Below are 24,387 nucleotides of genomic sequence, written 5' to 3'. Positions count from 1 at the left end.
CTCAGGCTCGCTCGTTTACCCAGACACAGACCGCGCGTTCTTCAAGCCGTTCCAGACACAGCGCTGGATGGCTCGAACGCCCAAGCTGGCTTGGGCGATGATCACGTCGAGTCCTCAGGTTCATGCCCGCTGTCGGTAATCCACGGGCGCTTGGACAGCGGCGGCATGTTGCTCGACAAACTCGGCACTCAACTCGATCACCCGGCGGTATTGCAGGTCGACGGTAATCATGTGATAGCAGTTGTCCAGCAGGATCTTGGTCACGGGACCACCCAGATGGCGCTCCACGTAATCGGCGTTCCAGCGGCTGGTGATGTCGTCCTCGATGGAGTGCAGCACCAACGCCGGGACCTTGATCTCAGGCATGCGTTTCTTGACCACGGCGTTCATGCGGTGCAACTCGCGCACCGTGATGCCCTCCATGGTCAGCAAACCGGCTTCGCTGCTCTCCCCCTCCTTCATCTGCCGTTCGACGATCGAGCGCAGGCGCTCGTTCTTGATGCCATACGGCGGCTTCTCTTCAAAGCGGCAGACGTGCACGCCGAATGGAATCTTCATCAACAACGGCGTCAGGAACGCCAACTTGTTAATGCTCCAGCCGTCGTACTTCAAGGTAGTGGAATACATCAGCAACCCGGCCACTTGCCCTGGGTGCTCGGCGGCCACATACATCGACATCACCGCGCCCATGGACAAGCCACCGACAAACACCTGCTCGTGGCGCTGCTTGACCTGCGCAAAGGTCTTGCGCACGCCTTCATACCAGTCCAGCCAGCCGGTCGCCTGCAAGTCGCTGTTATCGCCGCAGTGGCCAGCCAGGGTGGGCACGTACACCGTGCAGTTGCCCACCTTGGCCAGCCCCTTGGCGACTTGGCGCAGTTCCGTCGGGGTGCCGGTCAGGCCGTGGATCAATAGAATCCCGACCGGACCTTCACCCAACACGAAGCCGGCGTCACCTTCACCGAGGTCGACTCCGATGTTGTTCACCGCTTGGTCGCTCGCACCAGCAGTTGCTCCAGGAGTTTCAGGCCCAGGTCGATTTCCGGGTAGCTGATTTCCAGGGACGGTGCCAGGGTGATCACGTTTTTGTAGTAGCCGCCCACATCGAGAATCAAGCCCAGTTTCTGGCCGTCAACGACCATGTCGCCTTTCATGCCTTCTTCGACCATGTAGTCCAGGGTCGCCTTGTCTGGCGTGAAGCCGTCCGCAGCGCAGATTTCGCAGCGCAGGGCCAGGCCCAGGCCATCGACGTCGCCAATGATCGGGAAACGTTTCTGCAGGTCTTGCAGACCTTCCAGGAAGTATTTGCCCTTGGCCATGACCATGGCGCCGTAGTCGACTTCGCTGGTCATCTTGAACATTTCCAGACCTACCGCCGTACCCAGTGGGTTGGAGGCGAAGGTGGAGTGGGTCGAACCTGGTGGGAAGATCTTCGGGTTGATCAATTCTTCACGAGCCCAGATGCCGCCCAGCGGGTTCAGGCCGTTGGTCAGCGCCTTACCGAAGACGATCACGTCCGGCTGCACGTCGAAGTGCTCGATCGACCACAGTTTACCGGTACGGTAGAAGCCCATCTGGATTTCATCGGACACCATCAGGATGCCGTGCTGATCCAGGACTTGCTTGAGTTCGCGGTAGAAGTTCATCGGCGGGATCACGTAGCCGCCGGTGCCTTGGATCGGCTCGACGTAGAACGCTGCGTATTCGCTGGAACCGACTTTAGGGTCCCAGACGCCGTTGTACTCGGTCTCGAACAGACGGGCGAATTGCTGCACGCAGTGGCTGCCGTATTCTTCCTTGGTCATGCCTTTAGGGCCGCGGAAGTGGTACGGGAACGGGATGAACTGCGCACGCTCGCCGAAGTGGCCGTAGCGGCGACGGTAGCGGTAGCTCGAAGTGATCGACGACGCGCCGAGGGTACGACCGTGGTAGCCGCCTTCGAAGGCGAACATCAGGCTCTTGCCGTTGCTGGCGTTACGCACGACTTTCAGGGAGTCTTCGATGGACTGCGAACCGCCGACGTTGAAGTGCACGCGACCATCGAGGCCGAATTTCTTCTTGGCGTCGACTGCGATCATTTCCGACAGTTCGATCTTGCCTTTGTGCAGGTACTGGCTGGCGATTTGCGGCAGGGTATCGATCTGCTGTTTCAGCGCGTTATTCAGGCGCGGGTTGGCGTAGCCGAAGTTTACGGCCGAGTACCACATTTGCAGGTCGAGATACGCCTGGTCTTCGGTATCCCACACGTAGGAGCCTTCGCAGCGGCTGAAAATGCGCGGTGGCTCGATGTAGTGAACGGTGTCGCCGTAAGAGCAATACTTGGCTTCTTTATCCAGAAGAACCTGGTCTTCGGCGGTAGCGATACGGATATCAGACATGGTGGAAGAGTTCCTGATTTTCAGCGGTAAAGGTGGTGGCGTTGGCGGCGATGCCCATCGGCAGTTTGGCCAGCAGCGCAGGCAGTTCGGCAAAAGTGTCGAAGCGCACGTGAGGGATATGGTTGGCTTCGCAGTATTTGGCCAGGCTGCCTTTGGCGAAGACGAAGTCGGCGGTGGAAGCCACACACATGTCGGACTTGCCGTCGCCGATCACCAGCACGCGTTTGTTGCGTGGGGTGGATTTGCACTTGCAGTTGCCGGCCGCGGCACGGCAGGCATCGCTGGAATACGGGAAGTCGATGCGCCAGCTGTTCTGGTCGACCTGGCGCAGCCGGTTGGCGAGGATCGGCAGCAGGGTCACGTAGTTGCGCGACAAAATGCGCGCGATGCCCTGTTCGATGCCATCGCTGACCACCTCGATGGTGGCGCCCAGGCCCATGACGTGATCGACGAAGTCCGGGAAGTCCGGGTCGATTTCGACGCTGTCAAAATACGCCAGCAGTTCTGCCGGGGTCGCTTTGATCAGCGCCAATTGGCGGCTCAGGCATTCGCGGGAACCGATATGTCCATCCAGCCATTCCTGTTCGATGGTTTCCCACTCGGGGCCGGCGAAGCGTTGGAGGACGTTGTCGATGACATCGGTGGGGGTGATGGTCCCGTCGAAGTCACACACGATATGCCACTGGATCATTGCGTTTACCTTGATGGAGCGCGCTGTATGCGCTTGCCCAAGAGGCATAGCAGAGAGTGTGCCAACTGGCTGAAAACCAGCGGGGCTGGGGTTTTGGCTAAAATGAGTGGTGATATGTGTCGAGCAAGCTACAATTTTTGTAGCTTGCTACAAACAAGATGAGTGCTTGCGCGCAGGGCTACCTTCGCGCGTGAATGCGCGCCAGTTCAGGTAAGGAATCCGCTCCATGCTCAAAGTCACTTGCGCGGTACTCACAGGTCTGTTCGGTCTGCTGGACGTTTCCAGCGCCGCCTGGGCCGCCGGTCTCACCGGCCAGGTGGGTGCCGGCTTCAGCTATCAGCCCCGCGACCCCACCGCCAGCAGCTACGAAGTCAAACCGGTCCCCGAACTCGACCTGGACTGGGGCAACGTGAGCCTGGCGACAGACGACGGCCTGACCTGGAGCGTACTCAATACCAACGGTTTTACCGCCGGCCCCTACATCAATTACCTGCCGGGCCGGACCGCCAACGGCTCACTGCGCGGCTTGCGTGATGTGCCGGACATGGCCGAAGTCGGCGGGTTCGTGCAATACGCCCCGGCCGATTTCTGGCGCATCTACACCCAGGTCGGCCAGGCGGTCGGCGGCGCACACAGTCGAACCGGCATGCTGGGCAAACTCGGCGGTGAACTGGGTTACCCGATGGGCGGCGACATCATCGGCAGCACGGGCCTGATGGCCTACTTTGCCGACGCCCGTCAGACCCAGGCGTTCTTTGGCGTCGACGCCAATGAATCCGCCGCCTCAGGTATCCGGGCCTACAACGCCAGCGCCGGCTTCCAGAACCTGACGCTGACCCAGAGTTTCGAGTTCCCGCTGACCTCCCATTGGTCGTGGCTGACAAGCGCCAGCTGGACGCGCCTGGTCGGCTCGGCGGCCAACAGCAGCATCGTCAAGAAAACCGGCGACGTGAACCAGGGCCAGGTGCAGACGGCGATCAGCTACAAGTTTGACTGAAGCTCAGCCTTTGGCTTCGCTGATAATCTGACGAATCGCGCCCACAAAGGCTTCCGCCGGCTGGCCGCCGCTGACCGCGTACTGATCGTTGAACACGATGGTCGGCACCGAGCTTACGCCACGGGACACCCACAGTTCTTCCTGCTCGCGCACTTCGGCGGCGTACTCGTCGCTAGCCAGGATCTGGGCCGCACGCTGGATGTCCAGGCCGACGCTCTCGGCGATGATCGCCAGGGTCGCGTGGTCGGATGGGTCCTGGCCATCGCTGAAATACGCCTTGAACAGCGCTTCCTTGAGGTTGTACTGCAAGCCTTCTAGCCCCGCCCAATGCAGCAGGCGGTGGGCGTCGAAGGTGTTGTAGATACGGCTCTGGCCGTCGGTGCGGAAAGCGAAGCCCAGGGCTGCGCCCATGTCGCGGATGCGTTCGCGGTTGGCCTGGGACTGCTCGGCGGTGGAGCCATATTTCTCGGTGATGTGCTCAACGATGTTTTGCCCGCCGGCGGGCATGTTCGGGTTGAGTTCGAATGGCTGGAAATGAATCTCGGCCTGTACCTCGCTACCCAGTTGGTCGAGGGCTTCGGTCAAGCCGCGCAGACCAATGATGCACCAGGGGCAAGACACGTCGCTGACGAAATCGATTTTCAGGGGAGTACTCATGGCAGGCAACCTCGCAGGCGTTCTTGTCGGCACTGACGCGCCGTAAAGGTTGCACCATACACCAAGTTCACAGCACCTTCGAAGACTCACCCAGGTCAATCTGCGCCCAATGCGCAACGTCTTCGCGATGGGCTTGCAGGTAGGGCAGCACCGCCGTCAGCAGCGGTGCCTTGAACGCTTCCTGGAATCGATGGGCCATGCCCGGAATCAGTTTCAGTTGGCTGCCCTGGATATGCGCGGCCAGGTGCACGCCGTGCATCACCGGCAACAAGGGATCGGCGGTGCCATGCACCACCAGTGTCGGGACCCGCAGCTGGTTGAGCAACGGCACGCGGCTGGGCTCGGCGAGGATTGCCATGATCTGGCGCTTCACACCCTCGGGGTTGAAGGCACGGTCATAGGACAGTGCCGCCTGATGCAGTAATACCTGACGATCATCTTTCACCTGCGGGCTGCCCAGGGCCGCGAGCAGGTCCGCCTGCTGCTCCAGCGCCACCTCGCGATTGGGCGCGCTGCGCCGCGACAACAATTGCACCAGCGCCGCACTCGGCGCCGGCAGGCCCTCGGCGCCGGAGCTGGTCATCACTAACGTCAGGCTTTCCACCCGCTGCGGTGCCATCGCCGCCAGGTGCTGGGCGATCATGCCGCCCATGCTCACGCCCAGCACGTGGAATTGCCGGATCTGCAAGGCATCCATCAAACCCAGCGCATCATCGGCCATATCCGTCAGCGTGTAGGGCGTCGCCACCGGCAGGCCGAGCTTGTAGCGCAGCACTTCGAAGGTCAGGTTGGCGCTGGCCGGGGCCTGGCGCCAGGTGGACAGGCCGACGTCACGGTTGTCGTAGCGAATCACCCGGAACCCCTGCTCACACAGGGCCACCACCACTTCATCCGGCCAATGGATCAACTGCCCGCCCAGCCCCATCACCAGCAGCAACGCAGGATCCGACGCCCGCCCGATACTTTGGTAGGCGATGCTGACTGTTTCCAGGTCGACCGTTTGGGTCGGGACATTGACATCACATCGAGAAGCCGCAAAAGACGGCAGGCCGAACAAGAGAGCGGCCAGTAGAAAAAACACGCGCATGAAAAACACCGAAACGCAGAACCCCAGTAGAGCGCGAGTCTGATGAAGTTTGTTCAAGCGCGCTGCCACAGTTCCATGACAGTTTGATGAAGAGTGCCCAGCGGTCAGGTCTACACATGTAGCGCCAACGCACGGGAGCAGGTGCGTTCAATGGGCGGATGCCGGAAGCCATCGGCCTTTTGCCCAAGGAACCCCCATCATGCCCGACCTATCTGCGCCAGCACTCGCTGACCTGCCACTGCCGACTTTTACCCCTTCACATACGACCCTGGCGTTGAACCAGGACGAGAACCTGCTGCTGCGCGCCGAACAACGCTTGCGTGATTGCCGCAGGGACATGCTCGAACTGATGAGCCACGCGCCGACACTGCGAGCGACCATCCATGACACACTCCAGCAACATCTGGGCCTGGACGGCGCCCAGGTAGGGCTGCAAACCCCATCCGAGGGCCAGCACGCGGCCGGCCGCTGTTCCCTGACCGACGCTTGCGCGTTCCTCCTCAAGTACCCGGCCACTGACACCACGACACTGAGTGACGTGCAGGTATTACACCTGCCCGCCAACCATCCACTGGCCAAGCTGACGACGCCGCAACTGTTGGAGCAGGTCCGCCGCCTGGATATCCGCGCCGCCCTCACCCAGGCCTGGAACCGCTATTGGGCGGGCCGGGCACCGCAGACCCCGATCAGCCGACGCCAACGTGCCGCACAGTTGTATCGCGAGCATTTCGAGGCGACGGGCTTGTGGCTCAAGGCTCAAGACATTGAGCGGGCGACCCCGCTCACACCGCTGTTCGTACTGCTTGAGTCGTCGGACGACACGCCGTCAGTGAACGAGCAGAAAATATTCACCGAACAGCTGATGCTCAAACATTCCGACGCCAGCCTGCGTGCACTGCCCGGCGCCTGGGTGGTCACACTGGACGGGGAACAACCCGTCAGCCAGCTTTTATATGTGCCGTTTCACCAACCGGCCTGGCAGGTCTTCAGCCAACGTGCGGGTATGGAGCGTTGGCTGCTGGAGCACCAGCGCGAACTGTTCGGTACTGAAGCCCCCCTGGCGACCCTCCACTACCGGCTCCAGACACAGCCCTTGGCCAACGGCATCGAGCAATGGCTGGCCTGGCTGGTCGACGCGCAATGGCAGAGCCTGGGCAGCGCGCCGCAGCACCCGGTTTTCCGCGATGGAGCCCCCCTGGCGCTGTTGCACAGTGACGAACTGGACTTGCTGCGACGCACCCGCCCGCTGTTCTCGGCGGCAGCGCCCAGGCAAACGCCGTCGGCCGAAGAAATCGAGCTGGATTCACCGCCACCCTTTGGTTGGCTGGGCGCCGACCTTGACCCCAGCCATCGCCAGGCGGTGATCCGACAACAACGCCTGGCCCTGGAAACCCTGCAAGGCGATGAGCCGCGTATGAACGCCTTCAAGCAAGCCCTCGCAGAACTCACTGCCCAGCAATTGGCGGCAGACGCCGCCGCTGTGGCGATGCTGGAAAGGCGGCCATTGGATACCACGACCCTCAATATTCAGTACACAGCGCTGTATACCGCCAGGCGCGAAGGTTTGAGAGCCGAGGCCAGGCTGCAACGCAGCCTTGAGCAAATCAACCCACACGAACTGACCCGCCTGGAAACGGTACTCGACCAGCCGCTGCGCGCCGCGCGCAACGAGGACGCGTGCGTGGCCGCACTATGGCTGTCGATCACCCGCCAGAACAACGCTACGACCACCGTCACCACCACCGAACTCAAAGGCCCGCTGGTCATCACCTGTGCGCTTGCGCTGACCGACCCACCTGACACTCCTCATAGCCTGTTGCTGTATTGGCCCGGCACCGGCGGCGGCCTGCAGCGGTTCGACTCGTGCCAGGCCCTGGCCACATCGGTATTACGCCTGATGCCCGAGGAACAGGCGCTTTCCATGCAACTCAAGGAGCTGACCGTCGACCCGCTCGACTACAGCCTCAACCTGCAACACGTCGCGTTCGAGGAGCAGGCCGCACAGATACGCTCGGACCATCCGGCACCACCCCACGGCCGCCGCCGTGCGGCCGAACTGGAAAAACTGCGCCTGCAGACACTTCACAGCCTGCGCGTACCGGTGCATGAAGCCCGGGACCTGGCCTGCCTGCAAGTGCTCGAACAAGACAACAGTGCCCATCTGGCCCAACAACTCCCCGATTGGCTGCGCAGCCTCACCGCGCAACAACGTGCAAGCCTCAAACCGTTGATGCAGGCTTACCTGCCGGCGATCGAACAGGCACAACAGTTATTCGACCAGTCCCTGCCCGCGCGTGGCGACTTTGTGCGGCGACACATCGATGCGCGCCTGCGCAAGGACTTCGCCCTTGAGCAAGGGTTTTCCATCGCCGTGGAACTGCCGGACTCTGTCCAACAGCAGCGCGACATCATCCCCGGCGGCAATATCGGCGGCACACCGACACGCCTGGTGGATGTTCCCAGTCGCGCACGCAGCAGCCTGTCCCTGGAACAACTGGCATTGGCCAACATTGACAGCACGCTGAGCCTGCGCCTGGGTTTTATGCGCGCAATCGTGACCAGCGACGCCGCCGAGGAAGGCCGTGCCTTGCAGGCCGGACTCAGCGCCGACTACCTGAGCAAGATGGTGCGGGACCTCAACCTGGCGAAGAAATATGAAGATCATATCTACGCCACGTTCAGAGGGCACCCGGATGAATCGACCTTTGAGCAGCAGTACCGCCGTGAAGTGCTGGTCAAACCCTGGCGCCTGCTGTTGCAGCTGCAAGGGCGCTACGCCGTGCTGCAAAACCAGCTGACGGAAACGGACCTGCAACTGCTCGACATCGCCATCGATGCCGACACCGCCACGGCCTGGGACTCAGGGTCACGGCGCATCCGCCTGCTGCCGGCCCACCTCGCGACGGGAGGGCGTGATACCCGTGACGAGCAGCCGATCACCTTGTCGGGCATCACCTTCATTCACGACGCAGCGAGCGGCTTGACCTTGTTGTACCTGCCCGACACACCCGACAAACGTTTTTTCCGTCGCTACGACAGCCTGGACCAGGCGCGCAAGGGCCTGTTCGATCTGTGCCGGCTGGACAAGATGGTGCAGTACGTCGCCGGCCGTGCGATCAAGGGCGATGTCCGTGCGCACATCCAGCGGATCGGCCAAGCCCAGCAAAAACACTTTACGGGCATGATCGGCGCGGGCGAACGCTGGCCGGTCACCACCTCGCTGTCGGCGCATCTGCTGGATGCGCACATGGGGCGGCTGATCGAGGCCAACCGCAATGATGCCCGCTCCAACGAAGACCTTGCGCTGGAACGCTATGCGCTGCAAAGCGGGCACCTGTTCAACGGGATCAAGATCGCCTTGGGGTTCGTGCCTTTCGTGGGTACGGCGGTGTCGCTGGTGGATGGTGTCACCCAACTGGCCGGTGCCGTCGACGCATTCCACCAGGGTGAAACGCACGCCGGCATTGAACAGCTGGCGTCAGTGTTCGAATGCCTGTTGTTCGCGGCCATGGACATTGTGCCGATGGCCGCCGTGCCGTCGGTACGGGCCGATGCGGCGCGCCGGTTGATGCGCTTGCGACAATCGGCCCATGCCGGCGTCAGCAGCGGCGCCTGGCGCTCCCTGGCATCACACAGCCGGGCAAGCATCCTGACGCGGTTCGACGGTTATGCGTATGAAAAACCGCTTTCACTGGCGGGCCTGCAACCGGGCAAACAGGGCATTTATCGCCAGGTCTATCGCCACCCCGCAGGTGACTTCATCCTCAACCAAGGCCAGATCTTCCAGGTGGAGTTCGACAAGGCTTATCAAACCCTGCGACTGAGCGGCACGCGTAAAAAATCCTATAAGCAGCCCGTCGGGCTGGACGAGAACGGCCAATGGGACACCCATGGCGCGCTCTACGGCACCTTGGTGGATGGCGGGCTGCCGGGGGGCGGCAATGTGCTGGGCGCCGTGGCCGACCGCCTCGACCCGCTGTGGCCGGCGATGATTCGCCAATGGCTGCCGCGCTGGTGGACCGACCATGCCTTGCGCCAGCAGCGCAGGCTGATATCGCGGATCGGCACGGCGCTGCAGTCGATAAACGCCAGTGGCGCAGAGGTCAATCGGTTGCTGCCGCGCTACCACGCGGATGACCTGTCTGTGATCCCGGAGCTTGAACGCGCCATGGACAATCTCACGGCGCAGGCCCAGAAAATGGATGAAGAGTTGGTGTCCATCTCACGCTACCTGCGAGGGAACCGCAGCCAGATGTTGAGGAAGGCCCGCGGCGATGTGGCCGATGATGTATGCCTGTGCACACAACTGCAGGTGAGGGTGTCCCTGCAACAAGTCCTGAAATACTCCGACGAAGCCGCCGCCCTCAACACTCGTCTTCAGGCCATGCCCTTTGACCAGGTGAGCGGCAGGCAAACCCTCAGGGAACAGATCCGCAACCTGGATATCCAGGCATTTGACTGCTACCAGCGAACCGACAGAGCGGTTGAACTGATGAACCGATGGCTGCCCCTGGGCCCCGGAACCAATCGAAAAACCCTGGTCACGACTGCCGAGGTCATCAACCGCCGTTATTCCGAACTTGAACGCGCACGCTTCAAGACCGAGGCCCTGACCGAGCTCATCGCGCATCGCAAACCCGGGCACGACATCGCCTGGCACTACCTGCAGGGGCCGCTGAACAACGCCGAGAACGCCTTGATACAGGCGCTGTACCTGCAACGTCATCTGCTCGAGGCAAGCCCCAACCCCAGCCAGCGCAACCGCATCTTGCAGCACTGCATCAACACCTACGACACCTATCAGCGCCAGCTGAACAGTTGGACGGCCGGTGTACCGCAGCTGTTTGATGACATCTATGTCGCGCAGATGCACCAACAGCTCAGCGCCCTGCGCGCACGCGCCGAAAAAGCCCTGACCACCGTCACGCCCAAGACCACGGGCGCACCCGGCAAACGCGTGTTCGAGACCGACGACAACCTGCTGCTGATTGGCGACGCCGATAAAACCTCAGCCCCGCAAAAACCGCGCTACACCCTCACGGGTAAACGGGGCGAGGAGCATGTCTGGGAACAAGGCAGCGACGGCAAATTCCGCCGCGTCGATGCAGCGAGCCCGACGGCATGGCAACCCACCCCCCGTGACCTGAACGCCTTGACCCAGGACGCCAAGAATCGTTTGCAGAACCTTGCCGCCCACCAGGCCCGAGTCGACGGCTACAGGCGCCAGAAAATGCTCCCGGCGGACCTTGAGTTCATGATGACCAGCGAGGCAGATACCCTCGACCTGCAAGCGCGTCACCTCGCAGAGTTGGCGGGAGATGCGGCCTTGGTCCGGCAACTGCGCCAGAAGGCCACCGACCTGCGCGAGCAAGGCCGGCGGCTGCGGATCAACCAGTCAATCAGCAGCCAGACACCGACCGAGGGCTACCTGGACTATCTGCTCAGTCAGCAGTTGGATGACAAACCGATTGTCGACATCCGCAAGACCGGCGCCCTGGAAGACCTGGGACGGCGCCAGGATGGCCGGCCGGATTTCATGCAGGAATTTGAAATCCGCGATATACGCCAGGCCACGCCCAAGCCGCTGTGGTACGCGCACTTTCACTACGAGTCGGCAACGCCCAAGCAACTCGATGTCTTTGTCAAAGGCCACCTCAAATTGCCTGCTCAGCGTCGCCTCGGGCTGAAATGGCAACAGACTCAAGCCCGCGACGGGGCAACGGGCGACGTGGCGATCTGGCGGGGAGACATTAATAAACCACTGGCAAGGCAGCATTTCCAGACGGCGTGGGATGGATTGCTCTAGTCGCCACCACGCACCGGCTTGTCCGCAACGGGAACATGAGACAAACTCAACTTAATTAATGTGTTGGCAAGTTTTACTCATGGAGGCCCTGGTGCTGGAAATTCGTCACCTCAAGACCCTGCACGCTTTGCGCGAAGCCGACAGCCTGGTGGAAGCCGCCGAGCGCCTGCACCTGACGCAATCGGCACTGTCCCACCAGTTCAAGGAACTGGAAGAACGCCTGGGCATGCCACTGTTCGTGCGCAAGACCAAGCCGCTGCGTTTCACCAGCGCCGGCCTGCGCCTGCTGCAATTGGCCGACGCCACCCTGCCCTTGCTGCGCGGTGCCGAGCGCGATATCGCACGGTTGGCCGGCGGCACCGCCGGGCGTCTGCACATGGCGATCGAGTGCCATAGCTGCTTCCAGTGGCTGATGCCGACCATCGACCAGTTCCGCGACGCCTGGCCGGAAGTCGAGCTGGACCTGGCCTCGGGTTTCGCCTTCGCCCCGCTGCCGGCCCTGGCCCGTGGCGATCTGGACCTGGTGGTGACCTCCGACCCGCTGGAACTGCCGGGCATCACTTATGTACCGCTGTTCACCTACGAAGCCATGCTGGCGGTCGCCAACCAGCATGCGTTGGCGAACAAGTCCTATATCGTGCCGCAAGACCTGCTCAGCGAAACCCTGATCACCTACCCGGTGGAGCGTGACCGCCTGGATATTTTCACGCGTTTCCTGGAACCGGCCGACGTCGAACCGGCCCAGGTGCGCACCTCGGAATTGACGGTGATGATGATGCAGTTGGTGGCCAGCGGCCGTGGCGTCTGCGGCATGCCCCATTGGGCGCTGCATGAGTACAGCTCGCGGGGTTACGTGAAGGCCAAGCGCCTGGGCGAGAAAGGTTTGTTTGCGACGCTGTATGCCGGGATTCGCGCCGACATGCTGGATGCGCCGTATATGCGCGACTTCTTGCTGACGGCCAAGGACACATCGTTTTCGACGCTGGATGGGGTCAGCGCCGTTCGATAAACGACGCGGAGCAGCAGCGTGGCTGATCACTGACCTTTCAATTCACGCCACATGTGGATTTTGTCGAAATACTCGATGCCCACCCGCACCGCCAACGGCTCCAGGCCGTATTGGATAAACCCGCACCGCTGGTACAACGCCAAGGCTGCATCGTTGCCGGCGGTGACGGTCAGTTGAATCACTTTGAGGCCGGGCTGGCGGCGTGCGTCATCGAGCGCCGCTTCCACCAATTGACGGCCAAGCCCCTGCTGCTGATGCGCCGCGCTCACGTACATACCGAACAGGGTCACTTTGTGCCGAGCCTTCTCGCGGGGTTCAAAGGCCAGGCCGACAATCCCGGCCAGCTCATCACCGTCGAACCCACCCAGCAACCGATCCAGCGGGCTGGAAAGGCGCTTTTCCCACCAGCTCGACGGCATCGCTGCACGCTCGGCCACGCTGGAGGTGAACGCCTGTGGATAGGCGCCGTAGGCCTCCAGCATCAACTCGCGATACGCGGTGGCGTCGCCGGCCACCAGCGGGCGAATCTTCATGCCGTCAGCGACTGGCGATAGAACGGCAGGATCAGGTCACGCGTCAACGGCGCCAAGTGCAGGCCGCCGTCGCCCATGGGGTCGATCCAGCGCACTTCCTCGATTTCCGCCGCAGGCACCACCGCCACGTCGATGTGTACCTGGAACAACTCGGCGTGCACGGTAAAACCGGGCTCATTGGCGGCCGGGGCCGAGAAGTGGCCGAGGTAAAGGGCCTGGCTGGGGTCGATGTGCAAGTTGAGTTCTTCATGCAGCTCGCGGGCCAGGGCCTGGGCCGGTTGTTCCCCGGCGTCGATCTTGCCGCCCGGTTGCATGAATGCCTGGGTGCCGCGCTTGCGCACCAGCAGGGTCTGGCCGTCGCGACCGATCAGCAGGGCGGCGGCAATACGAATGGTTGAATGGCTCATTAAAGAAGGGGGGTCTCTTCGGGTAGTTTGATAAATACGCTGTATTTGGCGCCTTCCATCGCTTCGAACGCGATCAGCTTGTCCACCAGCGGCAGGTTCAACACCTTGCCCGCGTTGAGCAGCAGCATGCCGTTATCGGCATTGAGGTTGCGCGCCAGGACCATGCCGGCTTCCAGTTCTCGGGTGGAAAGGACTTTGACGCTGGGGTCGCCCAGGGTCACATCGCTCAAAAAAGTGGCGCAGGCTTTGACGAAGTCTTCGACCAGTGCCGGATCGTACAGGCGCCCGGCATACTTGCGGATATACAGCAGCGCTTCGTCGCTGTTCAGATACCGCTCAAGGATCAAGCCCTTTTGCAGTTCGATGAAGTCCACCGCCAGCTTCAGCAGGCGTGAGCCGAACGGAATCGCCTCCTCCTTGAGATGGTCGGGAAAACCCGTACCGTCCCAGCGTTCCTGGTGATGCCGAATGAGCCGCGCCGCATCCTTCATCGGCTCCAGGGTCATCAACAGCGACTCGCTTTGCGTCGGGTACGCGCGATACAACTCACGGTCGGTGCTGTGCAGCCTGTCCGACGGCGCAACCATCATGCCGTCGGTCCAGCTCAGCTTGCCGATGTTGTACAACGCAGCGGCCATCGTCAGGTCGCGGGTACTGGCTTCATCCATCGACTGGGCGGCGCAATACACCCGAATCAGCTCGATCAAGGCGCGGTTGGTCTGCTTGTCCTTGGGCAGGCGCAAGTTGGCCAGCAGCGAGAACACCTCAGTGCCCGTCACGTAGCTGCGCTTGAGCTCTTCGTAGGCCAGGTCAAGCATGTCGGCGGTCTGTTGCAACTCGGAGGTGCGCGCCGCCACGCGTTTTTCCAGTGTGCTGTTAAGCACCTTGAGCTGCTCATTCTGCTGCTGGGTCAAGCGCTCCAGGCGCTGGTGCTCAAGGCACTGATTGAGGACCAACTGCAATTCGTCGTCATTCCAGGGCTTGCTGATGTAGCGGTGAATCTGGCCCTCGTTGATCGCCTTGATGATGGTTGCCACATCGGCATAACCCGTCAACAAAATGCGGCTGGTGGCGGGATACAAACGATGCACTTCGGCCAGGAGCTGCGCGCCGTCCATTCCGGGCATGCGCGCATCGCTCATCACCAGGTCGACGTGCCGCCCGGCCAGAATCTCCAGCGCCTGGGCACCACCGCCGGCCAGCAGTATTTCGTAGGGCTGAGTGCGCAACAGGCGGCGCAAACTGTTGAGGATCGATTCTTCGTCGTCGACCAGCAAAACGACGGGTTTCGTAGCGAGCTGTTCATCCATGGTGACTCTGCCTTCAAATAAAACAAAGTTGAGCTAAATTGAACCCTCGTGTCGTACCTTGCGCCTTCGCTTGTAGGCAAGGGGGACTCACGCTGCAGGTCATCGCGCGGCAAACGCGTTAATTTGACGCCAACTGGCCGTCGATATCAAGCGAGCTCGACTATGCTGTCAGAGCAACTCGCCCCCCACTCAGAGGTGAAGCCAAGGAAGGAGCCGTTATGCAATCGAGCCTTTTGCCTGTGCGGAGCGCGCCATGAACATCGACCCGGGACGGGCCAACCGTCGCATCCTGATCGTCGATGACACCGCCTCGATCCACGAGGACTTTCGCAAGATCCTCTGCGCCGAAGCAGAGGGCGAAAAGTCCCTGGACAGCCTCGAAGCAACGCTTTTCGGCACCTCCGCGCCCGTGCGCCAGGCGTTTGTGCTGGACTCGGCCTATCAGGGCCAGGAAGCCCTTGAGCTGGTGAACAGAGCCCTGGCACAGCAATCCCCCTACGCCATGGCGTTTATCGATATGCGCATGCCTCCGGGCTGGGATGGCTTGCAAACCATCGAACAGCTATGGAACGTCGATCCCAAGCTGCAAATCGCACTGTGTACTGCCTATTCCGATTATTCCTTCGAGGCCATCGAAGCGCGGCTGAAGTACAACGACCAATTGCTGATCCTGAAAAAACCCTTTGATCACCTGGAAATCCGCCAGATGGCCAGTGCCCTCACCTGGAAATGGCAACTGGCCCAGGATGTCGCCCTGAAGATGATCGACCTGGAGCGCACCATCGAGGAACGGGTGCAGGAATTGCTCAAGGTCTCGCGCCTGTTGCAATACGACACGCTCACCGACCTGCCCAACAGCACATTGCTGGGGGACCGTCTGTCCCAGGCGATTGCCCTGGGCCGACGGCACGAGACTGAGTTGGCGGTGGTCTTTATCGGCCTGGACCGTTTCAAACGCGTCAACAATGCCTGGGGCTACCCGGTGGGCGATGAAGTGCTGCAACAGGTCAGCCAAAGCCTGCTGGAGGCCGTGCGGGAATCGGATTCGGTGTTCCGTTATGGCTCTGATCAGTTCGTGGTCCTGCTCAACGATGTCCAAAATATTCAGCAAACCCAGCATATCGCGCAAAAATTTCTCAATGCCATCAGCGTGACCCGCCATGTGGCCGGGCATGACCTGAGCGTCACCGCCAGCCTGGGCATCAGCACTTACCCCAATGACAGCGGCTCGGCGGTGGAGTTGATCAAGCACGCTGAAACCGCCATGCATAACAGCAAGGAACTGGGGCCGAACGACTTCCGTTTTTACACTGAAGACATGAACCTGCGCGCGCAACGCCAACAGGGCCTGGAAAGTGCGATCCGCCAGGCACTGGAGCGTGATGAGTTTGTACTGCATTACCAACCGAAGCTGGATTTGAAGTCCGGGCACATCGTTGGCGCCGAAGCGTTGATCCGCTGGTTCCAGCCACGCTCCGGCTGGGTCAGCCCCGCCGAATTCATTCCAGTGGCCGAAGACTGCGGGCTGATCGTGCCCCTGACGAAATGGGTGCTGCGTCGCGCCTGCGAGCAGGCTCAAGCCTGGAACGCCCTGGGCCTGAACCCGCTGAGTATCTCGGTGAACATCTCCTCGATCGACTTCCGCCAGCGCGACTTCGTTGAGAACCTGGCCGCCATTCTCAAGCAGACCGGGCTGCCCCCGGCCCAGCTGGAACTGGAGATCACGGAAAGTGTGTTGATGCAGAGCGTCGACACCACCGTCATCACGTTGAACCGGATCAAAGCCATGGGTGTCCGCCTGGCCCTGGATGACTTCGGCACGGGTTATTCCAGCCTCAGCTACCTGCGGCGCTTCCCCATCGATGTGTTGAAAATCGACCAGTCATTCATTCGCGGCCTGATTGTGAACAATCAGGATGCGCAGTTGATCAGCGCGATCATCGGCATGGGTAAAAGCCTGGATTTGAACATTATCGCCGAAGGGGTAGAGTCCCTCGAACAGCTGAAATTCCTCCAGGCCGAGCGATGCGAGGAAGGCCAGGGTTTCCTGTTCAGCAAGGCAGTGCCTGCGCAGGACTTCATCTTGTTGCTGCAGGCGGGCAAAGCCAGCCTGATGCCCGATCATTAGTCGTTTGCAAGGAGTGCGCGATTGAAAGCAGTGTCAACCTACGGGCTTACCCTGGCGATGTGGCTGGGCCTAGGCGCGCCGCTGATGGCCGCGCCGCTGGACGAAGCGCTCAAACCGCTGCCGCCGGTGCCCTCCCTGGATCCGGCCAAAGTCGAGCTGGGCCGCCAACTGTTCAATGAGCCACGCCTGTCGGTGAATAACACATTGTCCTGCGCCAGCTGCCATCGCCTGGAAACCGGAGGGGCCGACAACAAGGCATTCTCCCTGGGCTTCGATGGCAAGCCGCTCGGTATCAACACGCCGACCGTGTTCAACGCCAGCCTGAACTTCAAACAGTTCTGGAATGGCCGGGTAGATACCCTGGAAGCCCAAGCCGAACACGTGGTCATCAACCCGACTGAAATGGGCAGCGACTGGAAAACCGTGGTGCAGAACCTGGCCGCCATGCCCCTCTACGCATCTGCATTTTCCAAGGCCTACCCGGATGGCATCACCGCCTCCAACGTGCAAGACGCCCTGGCGACTTATGAACGTACGCTGCTCACCCCCAACTCACGGTTTGATCAATATCTGCAGGGCAACACCGAGATTTTGACGATCCAGGAAAAGTACGGTTACCAGCGCTTCAAGGATTACGGCTGCATCGCCTGTCACCAGGGCGTGAACATCGGCGGCAATATGTTCCAGAAGTTCGGCGTGATGGGCGATTACTTCAAGGCCCGCGGCAACCCGCTCGAATCGGACCTGGGCCGTTACCTGGTGACCCAGGATGAAGAAGACCGTCACGTGTTCAAGGTGCCCAGCCTGCGCAATGTCGCGGTCACTGCGCCGTACTTCCACGACGGCTCGGCCAAGACCCTGGAGGACGCAGTGGATGTCATGTTCAAGTACCAACTGGGCCGCAACCCTTCCCAGGACGACAAAGACCTGATCATCCAGTTTCTCAAGACCCTGACCGGCCAATGGGAGGGTAAGCCACTATGACCCTGTCCCGCAGCCATACCAGCACTCTGCTGCTCACCCTGATGACCTTGTTTCTGGCCTCGACCCTGGTGTTTCTGTACCTCAAGTCATCCCGCGACCAGACCGCCACCTATACCCAGTCCCGGGACCTGATCCGGCAACTGCAGCAACTCAATGCCCAGTGGGACAGTGAAGTGCTCAAGGCCAGGATCTCCATTACCCGCAACTACGACCCGCTGGTCTCGCCTTTGCTGGAAATGACCCGGATATGGGCCGATCTGAAAAACCGCGAGTCTTACCACGACAGTGCCGACCAGGCTGGCTGGCAAGCCAGCCAGCAAGCTTACGAAGCCGCCCTCCAGGAAAAAGCTCGGCTGGTGGATCAGTTCAAATCCCACAACGCGGTGCTGCGCAATTCCCTCGCGTTCCTGCCGACCGCCGAAGACGACATCCAGGCCCAATTCAACCGCGTTGACGATGAAAGCAGGCTGCATGTACAAAGCGTGGCCACCGACACCTACGACCTGCTGCTCAGCAGCCTGGAGTTCGCCCAGGTCACCAGCGATGAGCGGGCGGCGGATATTCTAGTGGGCCTGGGCAAACTGGCAATCAACAAGGAAACCCTGCCCAGTGAGTTTCAGGCGCCAGTCGACATCCTGAGCAATCATATTGAGTTGATCCTGCGCGAGCAGCCGCTGGTCAATGGCCTGCTTGAGCACATTGCCGCGGTCCCGGTGGCCGAAAGTCTGGATAACCTGAGCACCCATCTCGACCTGGACCAGCAGGCGTCTGACCGGGTGGATCATCAGTACCATCGCTACCTGCTGATCTTCTCGACCCTGCTGGTGGTGATGCTGCTCTACCTGGCGGTGCGCCTGTTACGCAGTTTCGCCGAGGTCAACCGGGTCAACCGCGCCTTGCAGGCGGCCAACGAAACCTTGGAGCAACGCGTGGAACGGCGCACCCAACAGCTCAAGGATGCCCAGAGCGAGCTGATGGACAACGCCCGCCAGGCCGGCATGGCCGAGATCGCCACCAACGTGCTGCACAATGTCGGCAACGTGCTCAACAGCGTGAATATCTCCGCCGACCTGGTCGCACGCAAACTGCGCAGCAGCAAAGCCCAGGGCCTGGGCAAAGCCATGCAGTTGATCAATGAGCACCCGCACGATCTGGGCACCTTCCTGAGCGAAGACGAAAAAGGCAAGTTGCTGCCCAACTACTTGAACCAACTGGTGGACGCCATTGCCGTGGAACAGCAAGGCATGGCTGAAGAACTGGCGCAACTGAGCAAAAGTGTCGATCACATCAAGGACATCGTTTCCACGCAGCAATCCTATGCCGGTGTCGCAACCCCGCTGGAGCCGGTCCAGATCAGCACCCTGATGGAAGATGCCTTGCGCATGAACGCCGGCGCACTGAGCCGTCACCACGTCACGGTGGTCAAGGAGTTCGCGCCGGTACCCGAGGTAATGGGTGACAAACACCGGCTGCTGCTGATCATGGTCAACCTGATCAGCAACGCCAAGTACGCCATGTCCAACCTCAGCGACCGGCCACGGCAGATGACCCTCGCGGTCCGGACGCAGGGTGACGACATGCTGGAGATCAGTGTAAAAGATGAAGGCGAAGGTATACCGGCCGAAAACATGACGCGCATCTTCACCCACGGTTTCACGACCCGTAAGGAAGGCCATGGTTTCGGCCTGCACAGTTGCGCGCTGGCCGCCGTTGAGATGAACGGCCAACTCAGTGCCCACAGCGATGGGCCAGGCCAAGGCGCGGTCTTTACCCTGAAAATCCCTCTTACCCCTGCCGGAAGCCCCGCATGAACCAGCCTCCCAACCGGCGCATCCTGTTGATTGATGACACGCCGTCGATTCACGAAGACTTCCGTAAAATCCTGATGCCGCAGGATGACTCCAACCAGGCGCTGGATGACATGGAATCAGCGTTGTTTGGCGACACGAGTAAACCCAAGACGCAGGCATTCGAGCTGCATTCGGCCTATGGCGGCGAAGAGGGCCTGGCGCTGCTGACAACGGCCATGGCCGAACAACGGCCCTACGCACTGGCCTTCGTCGACATGCGCATGCCCCAGGGCTGGGACGGGGCAAAGACCATCGAAGAACTCTGGAAAGTCGCTCCCGACCTGCAAGTGGTGGTCTGCACGGCCTATTCGGATTACTCCTGGGACACGCTGCTGGAGCGCCTGCACGCCCATGACCGCTTGCTGATCCTGAAAAAGCCCTTCGACAATATCGAAGTCCAGCAGATGGCCAATACCCTGGCCAACAAATGGGACATGGCCCGACGCGCCTCGCTGCAAACCGCCCATCTGGAACAGTTGGTGGAGCAACGCACCCAGGCGCTGCAAGTGGAAATCGCCGAGCGCAAGCTCCTCGAAAGCCAGCTGGTGCAGTCCGAGAAACTCGCGTCGCTGGGGCAACTCGCAGCCGGTGTGGCGCATGAGATCAACAACCCGGTGGGCTTTATCTCCTCCAACCTCAGCACGCTCGACAGCTATTTCAACCAGCTGCAACAGATGCTGGACGCCTACCACCATGCCGAAAGCCAGCTGGCGCCGGGGGAAACACTGGATCGGCTCAAGGCTTTACGCACCGAACTGGAGCTGGATTTTCTCAAGGAAGATGTCCCCATCCTCATCCGTGAATCCAAGGATGGCATTGGCCGCGTGGTACAGATCGTCAAAGACCTGAAAAACTTTTCCCGGGTGGATAACGACCAGACCTGGCAATTCGCCAACCTGCAGCACGGCATCGACTCCACGCTGAACATCGTCGCCAGCGAACTCAAATACAAAGCCGATGTGGTCAAGCATTACGCGCCCTTGCCGGAGATCGAATGCCTGGCCTCGCAACTCAACCAGGTGGTGATGAACCTGGTCATCAACGCGGCGCAGGCCATGGGGCCGGAGCGCGGCACGATCACCATCAGCAATGGGGTGGAAGGCGAAAACGTGTGGCTGGAAGTGGCGGACAACGGCTGTGGAATAGCCCCGGAAACCGTGCAGAAGATTTTCGATCCGTTCTTCACCACCAAGCCGGTGGGCGAAGGCACCGGGTTGGGATTGTCACTGTCCTACGGCATCGTCAAGAAACACCGGGGTGATATTTCCGTCAGCAGCGAAGTGGGCAAGGGGACGAAGTTTCGCGTGGTGCTGCCGATCCGGCAAACGGCGGCATAGAACGCGCCAAGATAACGGCGCTTCTCCTGACTGACGGGCATCAGGGCCTGCTATTTGATGCCCAGCGGTTGCTCCAGCAAGGAGATCGCTCGTAAGCTTCAAGGCTCTGTAAACCGTGAAAGTCCATAAGAAATACCCGTACAGCACGCTGGGCAGCCAATCCCAGTCGCAGCTGTCGTCGATTTTTCTTCAGGCGCAAAACGCCTGGCCGATGAGTCCGAACCCAAGGAACCCCGTATGAGCCTGTCGTTACTAAGCCGTTACGCTTTCTTTGCCGTGTGCGTCATTTTCACCCTCGCCAGCCTCCCCTTTATCGAACACGAATGGTTGTGGCCGATTACCGTGGTCACCGGCCTATTGAGCCTGATCGGGATTTTCGACCTGCTGCAAAGCCCCCACGCCGTGCGCCGCAACTACCCGATCCTGGGCAATATCCGTTATCTGGTGGAAACCATCCGCCCGGAAATACGCCAGTACCTGCTGGAGTCCGACAGCGACGCCCTGCCCTTCTCCCGGGCCCAGCGTTCGCTGGTGTACTCGCGCGCCAAGAACGAAACCGCCGACAAACCCTTCGGCACGCTGATCGATGTGTACCAGTCGGGCTTTGAATTCATCGGCCACTCCATGCGCCCGGCTCCGCTGAGCGACCCCAGCACCTTCCGCGTGATGGTCGGCGGCCCTCAGTGCACGCAGCCTTACTCGGCGTCGGTGTTCAATATCTCGGCGATGAGTTTCGGCTCCCTGAGCGCCAACGCGATCCGCGCCCTCAACCAGGGCGCCAAGCTCGGCAACTTCGCCCATGACACCGGTGAAGGCAGCATCAGCCCCTATCACCGTGAGAACGGCGGCGACCTGACCTGGGAACTGGGCAGCGGCTACTTTGGCTGCCGCACCAGCGACGGCCGCTTCGACCCGGAACGCTTCGCCCTGCAGGCGCAGAACCCGCAAGTGCGCATGATCGAAATCAAGATGAGCCAGGGCGCCAAGCCCGGCCATGGTGGGATCCTGCCCAAGCACAAGGTGACCAAAGAAATTGCCGAGACACGCGGCATCATGATGGGCGAGGACTGCGTCTCCCCGTCGCGCCACAGCGCATTCTCCACCCCCATCGAAATGATGCACTTCATCGCCCAACTGCGTGAGCTCTCCGGTGGCAAACCCGTGGGCTTCAAGTTCTGCCTCGGCCACCCGTGGGAATTCATGGGCATTGCCAAGGCCATGCTGGAAACCGGCATTCTCCCGGACTTCATCGTGGTCGACGGCAAGGAAGGCGGCACCGGCGCCGCGCCCGTGGAATTCACCGATCATATCGGCGTGCCGCTGCGTGAAGGCCTGTTGTTCGTGCATAACACCCTGGTGGGCCTGAACCTGCGCGACAAGATCAAGCTCGGTGCCAGCGGCAAGATCGTCAGCGCATTCGACATCGCAAGCGTCCTGGCCATCGGCGCCGATTGGGCCAACTCGGCGCGTGGCTTCATGTTCGCGATTGGCTGCATCCAGTCGCAAAGCTGCCACACCAACAAATGCCCGACCGGCGTCGCCACCCAGGACCCACTGCGCCAACGGGCATTGGTGGTGCCGGACAAGGCCCAGCGCGTATTCAACTTCCACCGCAGCACCCTCAAGGCGTTGGCGGAAATGCTCGCGGCGGCAGGTCTCGAACACCCGTCGCAACTGTCGGCCAAACACCTGGTGCGACGCATGTCAGCGACGGAGATCAAGCTGTTCTCACAACTGCATGTGTTTCTCAAGCCTGGTGAGCTGCTGACGGGTGAGGTCAACGGCGAGTTCTATTCACGTATGTGGCAGATGGCGCGGGCGGATAGTTTTGAGCCCAATGACGTCGAGGCTGCGTGATATCCCCAAGGCCTGCCCGACATCGGGCAGGCTTTACATTCAGTAATAACCCGCTTTTGCAATCATTTACAAATCCCGCCACCCTGCGCCCGCCCGACGTGCGGCGTACGACAACACGCGCGTTCGCCTGTCTTCATTAAACCTATTGTTCAAGAGCCAGCCGCCATGCTGAACGGACGCGACCCGCGCATCGATTTTTTTCGGGGCCTGGCGTTGATCTTCATTTTCTGGGATCACGTCCCCCACAACCCACTCGGCCAGATCACCTTGCGCAACATCGGTTTCAGCGATGCGGCGGAGGTGTTTGTGTTCCTCGCCGGCTACGCTGCCGTATTGGCCTACGGCAAGATCCTGCAACGCGACGGCTACTGGTTCGCCTCGCTGAAAATCCTGCGCCGAGCCTGGGTGCTGTACGTGGTGCATATTTTCTTATTGGCCATGCTGATGGGCATCGTGTTCTTCGCCAACAGCCATGTGGAGACCCGCGACCTGGTCCAAGAGATGGGCCTGACGCACTTCATCACCCATCCGCAACAGGCACTGACCGACGAGCTGCTGCTGCGCTTCAAGCCCAACCTGATGGACCCGTTGCCGCTCTACATCGTGCTGCTGGCCGGCCTGCCGCTGGTATTGCCGTTGATGCTGCGCCGGACTTGGGCCGTGGTGGCGCTGTCCGCCACGGTGTACCTGCTGGCGCCCTGGATGGGCTGGAACCTGCGGGCGATTGCAGATGGCGTGTGGTATTTCAACCCGGTGACCTGGCAATTCCTGTTTGTACTGGGCGGCGCGGCAGCGATCTACAGCCAGAGGCTTGAGCCCACTCAACCGCGACCGTTGTTGCAGCAACCCGTGTTTGTGCTGGCGGCGCTCTACGTGCTACTGGCCGGGGTTCTGACGCTGTCCTGGCGCTGGCCTCAGGTGCACGACGCCTGGGTGCCCGCTGCCCTCAGCGACCTGATCTACCCCATCAGCAAGACCGACCTGTCACCTGTGCGCCTGGTGCATTTCCTGGCCCTGGCCTACGTGACCGCCAAGTTGCTCCCGACCACCGGCTGGACGCGCAACTGGCCGGCCGAACAGGTGTGCCGCATGGGCCGTTACTCGCTCGAAGTGTTTTGCCTCGGTGTGTTGCTCGCGCCGTTGGCAGACATGCTTAACGCACTCATGGGCGACACCCTGCTCATGCAATTACTCACCGCCATCACCGGCATGCTGCTGATGGGAGGCTTGGCCGCCTGGATGGAGTTCAACAAACGCCTGGACCAGCGGCCGTTCGTCCACACGCTCGCACGGTAGCCGCGCCAATCGCCCCGTGCCGTTCACGCAAGCTATATAGGTAGCGCCAGCGAACGGTAC

At 61.1% G+C, this 24,387-nt stretch carries 17 protein-coding genes and 1 pseudogene; 10 read left to right on the top strand and 8 right to left on the bottom strand.

The genetic code is table 11. The annotated features are described in order from the left end of the window. Positions 1-120 precede the first annotated feature (120 nt). Genes C9383_RS01470 through C9383_RS01460 form a run of 3 tightly spaced genes read right to left on the bottom strand, consistent with a single transcriptional unit; the run spans position 121 to position 3,069 of the window. Positions 121-987, bottom strand: coding sequence for an alpha/beta hydrolase (locus tag C9383_RS01470; protein ID WP_090366494.1), 867 nt, complete (start codon positions 985-987; stop codon positions 121-123). Then, positions 984-2,378 (bottom strand): aspartate aminotransferase family protein, encoded by a 1,395-nt coding sequence (locus C9383_RS01465; protein WP_060754441.1) that lies wholly within the window; start codon positions 2,376-2,378, stop codon positions 984-986. The genes C9383_RS01470 and C9383_RS01465 overlap by 4 nt, the downstream gene beginning before the upstream one ends. Continuing rightward, positions 2,371-3,069 carry an MtnX-like HAD-IB family phosphatase gene (locus C9383_RS01460; RefSeq protein ID WP_060754442.1) on the bottom strand — a complete coding sequence of 233 codons (699 nt, stop codon included), beginning with the start codon at positions 3,067-3,069 and terminating at the stop codon, positions 2,371-2,373. Before C9383_RS01460 ends, C9383_RS01465 begins: the two co-directional genes overlap by 8 nt. A gap of 226 nt (positions 3,070-3,295) precedes the next feature. Here C9383_RS01460 and C9383_RS01455 point away from each other — a divergent pair, with 226 nt between their 5' ends. Then, the gene (locus C9383_RS01455) at positions 3,296-4,066 is read left to right on the top strand and encodes a MipA/OmpV family protein (protein WP_090366495.1); all 771 of its coding nucleotides are present in this window, start codon (positions 3,296-3,298) and stop codon (positions 4,064-4,066) included. 3 nt (positions 4,067-4,069) lie between these two features. Here C9383_RS01455 and C9383_RS01450 read toward each other — a convergent pair whose 3' ends face one another. After that, on the bottom strand, positions 4,070-4,723 hold the full coding sequence (locus C9383_RS01450) for a DsbA family oxidoreductase (protein WP_090366496.1): 654 nt from the start codon (positions 4,721-4,723) through the stop codon (positions 4,070-4,072). A 67-nt stretch (positions 4,724-4,790) separates the two neighbouring features. Next, complete coding sequence (locus C9383_RS01445; RefSeq protein WP_090366498.1) at positions 4,791-5,810, bottom strand: alpha/beta fold hydrolase; 1,020 nt, start codon at positions 5,808-5,810, stop codon at positions 4,791-4,793. A gap of 199 nt (positions 5,811-6,009) precedes the next feature. Here C9383_RS01445 and C9383_RS01440 point away from each other — a divergent pair, with 199 nt between their 5' ends. Further along, complete coding sequence (locus tag C9383_RS01440) at positions 6,010-11,616, top strand: dermonecrotic toxin domain-containing protein (RefSeq protein ID WP_090366499.1); 5,607 nt, start codon at positions 6,010-6,012, stop codon at positions 11,614-11,616. A 91-nt stretch (positions 11,617-11,707) separates the two neighbouring features. Further along, positions 11,708-12,625, top strand: coding sequence for a transcriptional regulator MetR (gene metR / locus C9383_RS01435; RefSeq protein ID WP_056858838.1), 918 nt, complete (start codon positions 11,708-11,710; stop codon positions 12,623-12,625). 26 nt (positions 12,626-12,651) lie between these two features. Here metR and C9383_RS01430 read toward each other — a convergent pair whose 3' ends face one another. Genes C9383_RS01430 through nosR form a run of 3 tightly spaced genes read right to left on the bottom strand, consistent with a single transcriptional unit; the run spans position 12,652 to position 14,875 of the window. Beyond that, positions 12,652-13,158, bottom strand: a complete 507-nt coding sequence (locus C9383_RS01430) for a GNAT family N-acetyltransferase (protein ID WP_060754447.1) — start codon at positions 13,156-13,158, stop codon at positions 12,652-12,654. Beyond that, the gene (locus tag C9383_RS01425) at positions 13,155-13,565 is read right to left on the bottom strand and encodes an NUDIX hydrolase (RefSeq protein WP_090366500.1); all 411 of its coding nucleotides are present in this window, start codon (positions 13,563-13,565) and stop codon (positions 13,155-13,157) included. Before C9383_RS01425 ends, C9383_RS01430 begins: the two co-directional genes overlap by 4 nt. Continuing rightward, entirely contained in the window at positions 13,565-14,875 is a 1,311-nt protein-coding gene (nosR, locus tag C9383_RS01420; RefSeq protein WP_090366502.1) for a response regulator c-di-GMP phosphodiesterase, NosR family, read from the bottom strand. Before nosR ends, C9383_RS01425 begins: the two co-directional genes overlap by 1 nt. A gap of 253 nt (positions 14,876-15,128) precedes the next feature. Between nosR and C9383_RS01415 the strand changes: the two genes are divergently transcribed. The 7 genes and pseudogenes from C9383_RS01415 (at position 15,129) to C9383_RS01385 (ending at position 24,327) form a co-directional block, all read left to right on the top strand. Then, positions 15,129-17,003, top strand: a complete 1,875-nt coding sequence (locus C9383_RS01415) for a putative bifunctional diguanylate cyclase/phosphodiesterase (RefSeq protein ID WP_090366503.1) — start codon at positions 15,129-15,131, stop codon at positions 17,001-17,003. A 57-nt stretch (positions 17,004-17,060) separates the two neighbouring features. Then, positions 17,061-17,987, top strand: a complete 927-nt coding sequence (locus tag C9383_RS01410) for a cytochrome-c peroxidase (protein ID WP_090372244.1) — start codon at positions 17,061-17,063, stop codon at positions 17,985-17,987. Further along, entirely contained in the window at positions 17,984-19,798 is a 1,815-nt protein-coding gene (locus C9383_RS01405; protein WP_090366505.1) for a DAHL domain-containing protein, read from the top strand. Before C9383_RS01410 ends, C9383_RS01405 begins: the two co-directional genes overlap by 4 nt. Then, positions 19,795-21,174, top strand: coding sequence for an ATP-binding protein (locus tag C9383_RS01400; RefSeq protein ID WP_090366506.1), 1,380 nt, complete (start codon positions 19,795-19,797; stop codon positions 21,172-21,174). Before C9383_RS01405 ends, C9383_RS01400 begins: the two co-directional genes overlap by 4 nt. A 54-nt stretch (positions 21,175-21,228) precedes the next feature. Further along, positions 21,229-21,415 (top strand): annotated as a pseudogene (locus tag C9383_RS01395) (LuxR C-terminal-related transcriptional regulator); the annotation flags it as partial. Beyond that, positions 21,412-23,031, top strand: coding sequence for an FMN-binding glutamate synthase family protein (locus C9383_RS01390; protein ID WP_090366508.1), 1,620 nt, complete (start codon positions 21,412-21,414; stop codon positions 23,029-23,031). The pseudogene C9383_RS01395 and the gene C9383_RS01390, both read left to right, overlap by 4 nt. A 165-nt stretch (positions 23,032-23,196) precedes the next feature. After that, the gene (locus C9383_RS01385) at positions 23,197-24,327 is read left to right on the top strand and encodes an OpgC family protein (RefSeq protein WP_090366509.1); all 1,131 of its coding nucleotides are present in this window, start codon (positions 23,197-23,199) and stop codon (positions 24,325-24,327) included. Positions 24,328-24,387: the final 60 nt, after the last annotated feature.

Origin of the sequence: Pseudomonas palleroniana (assembly GCF_003031675.1) — a bacterium.
Classification (GTDB): Bacteria; Pseudomonadota; Gammaproteobacteria; order Pseudomonadales; family Pseudomonadaceae; genus Aquipseudomonas; species Aquipseudomonas palleroniana.
The sequence above is the reverse complement of the archived record's forward strand: the minus strand, read 5'-3'. Positions and strand labels throughout refer to the sequence as shown.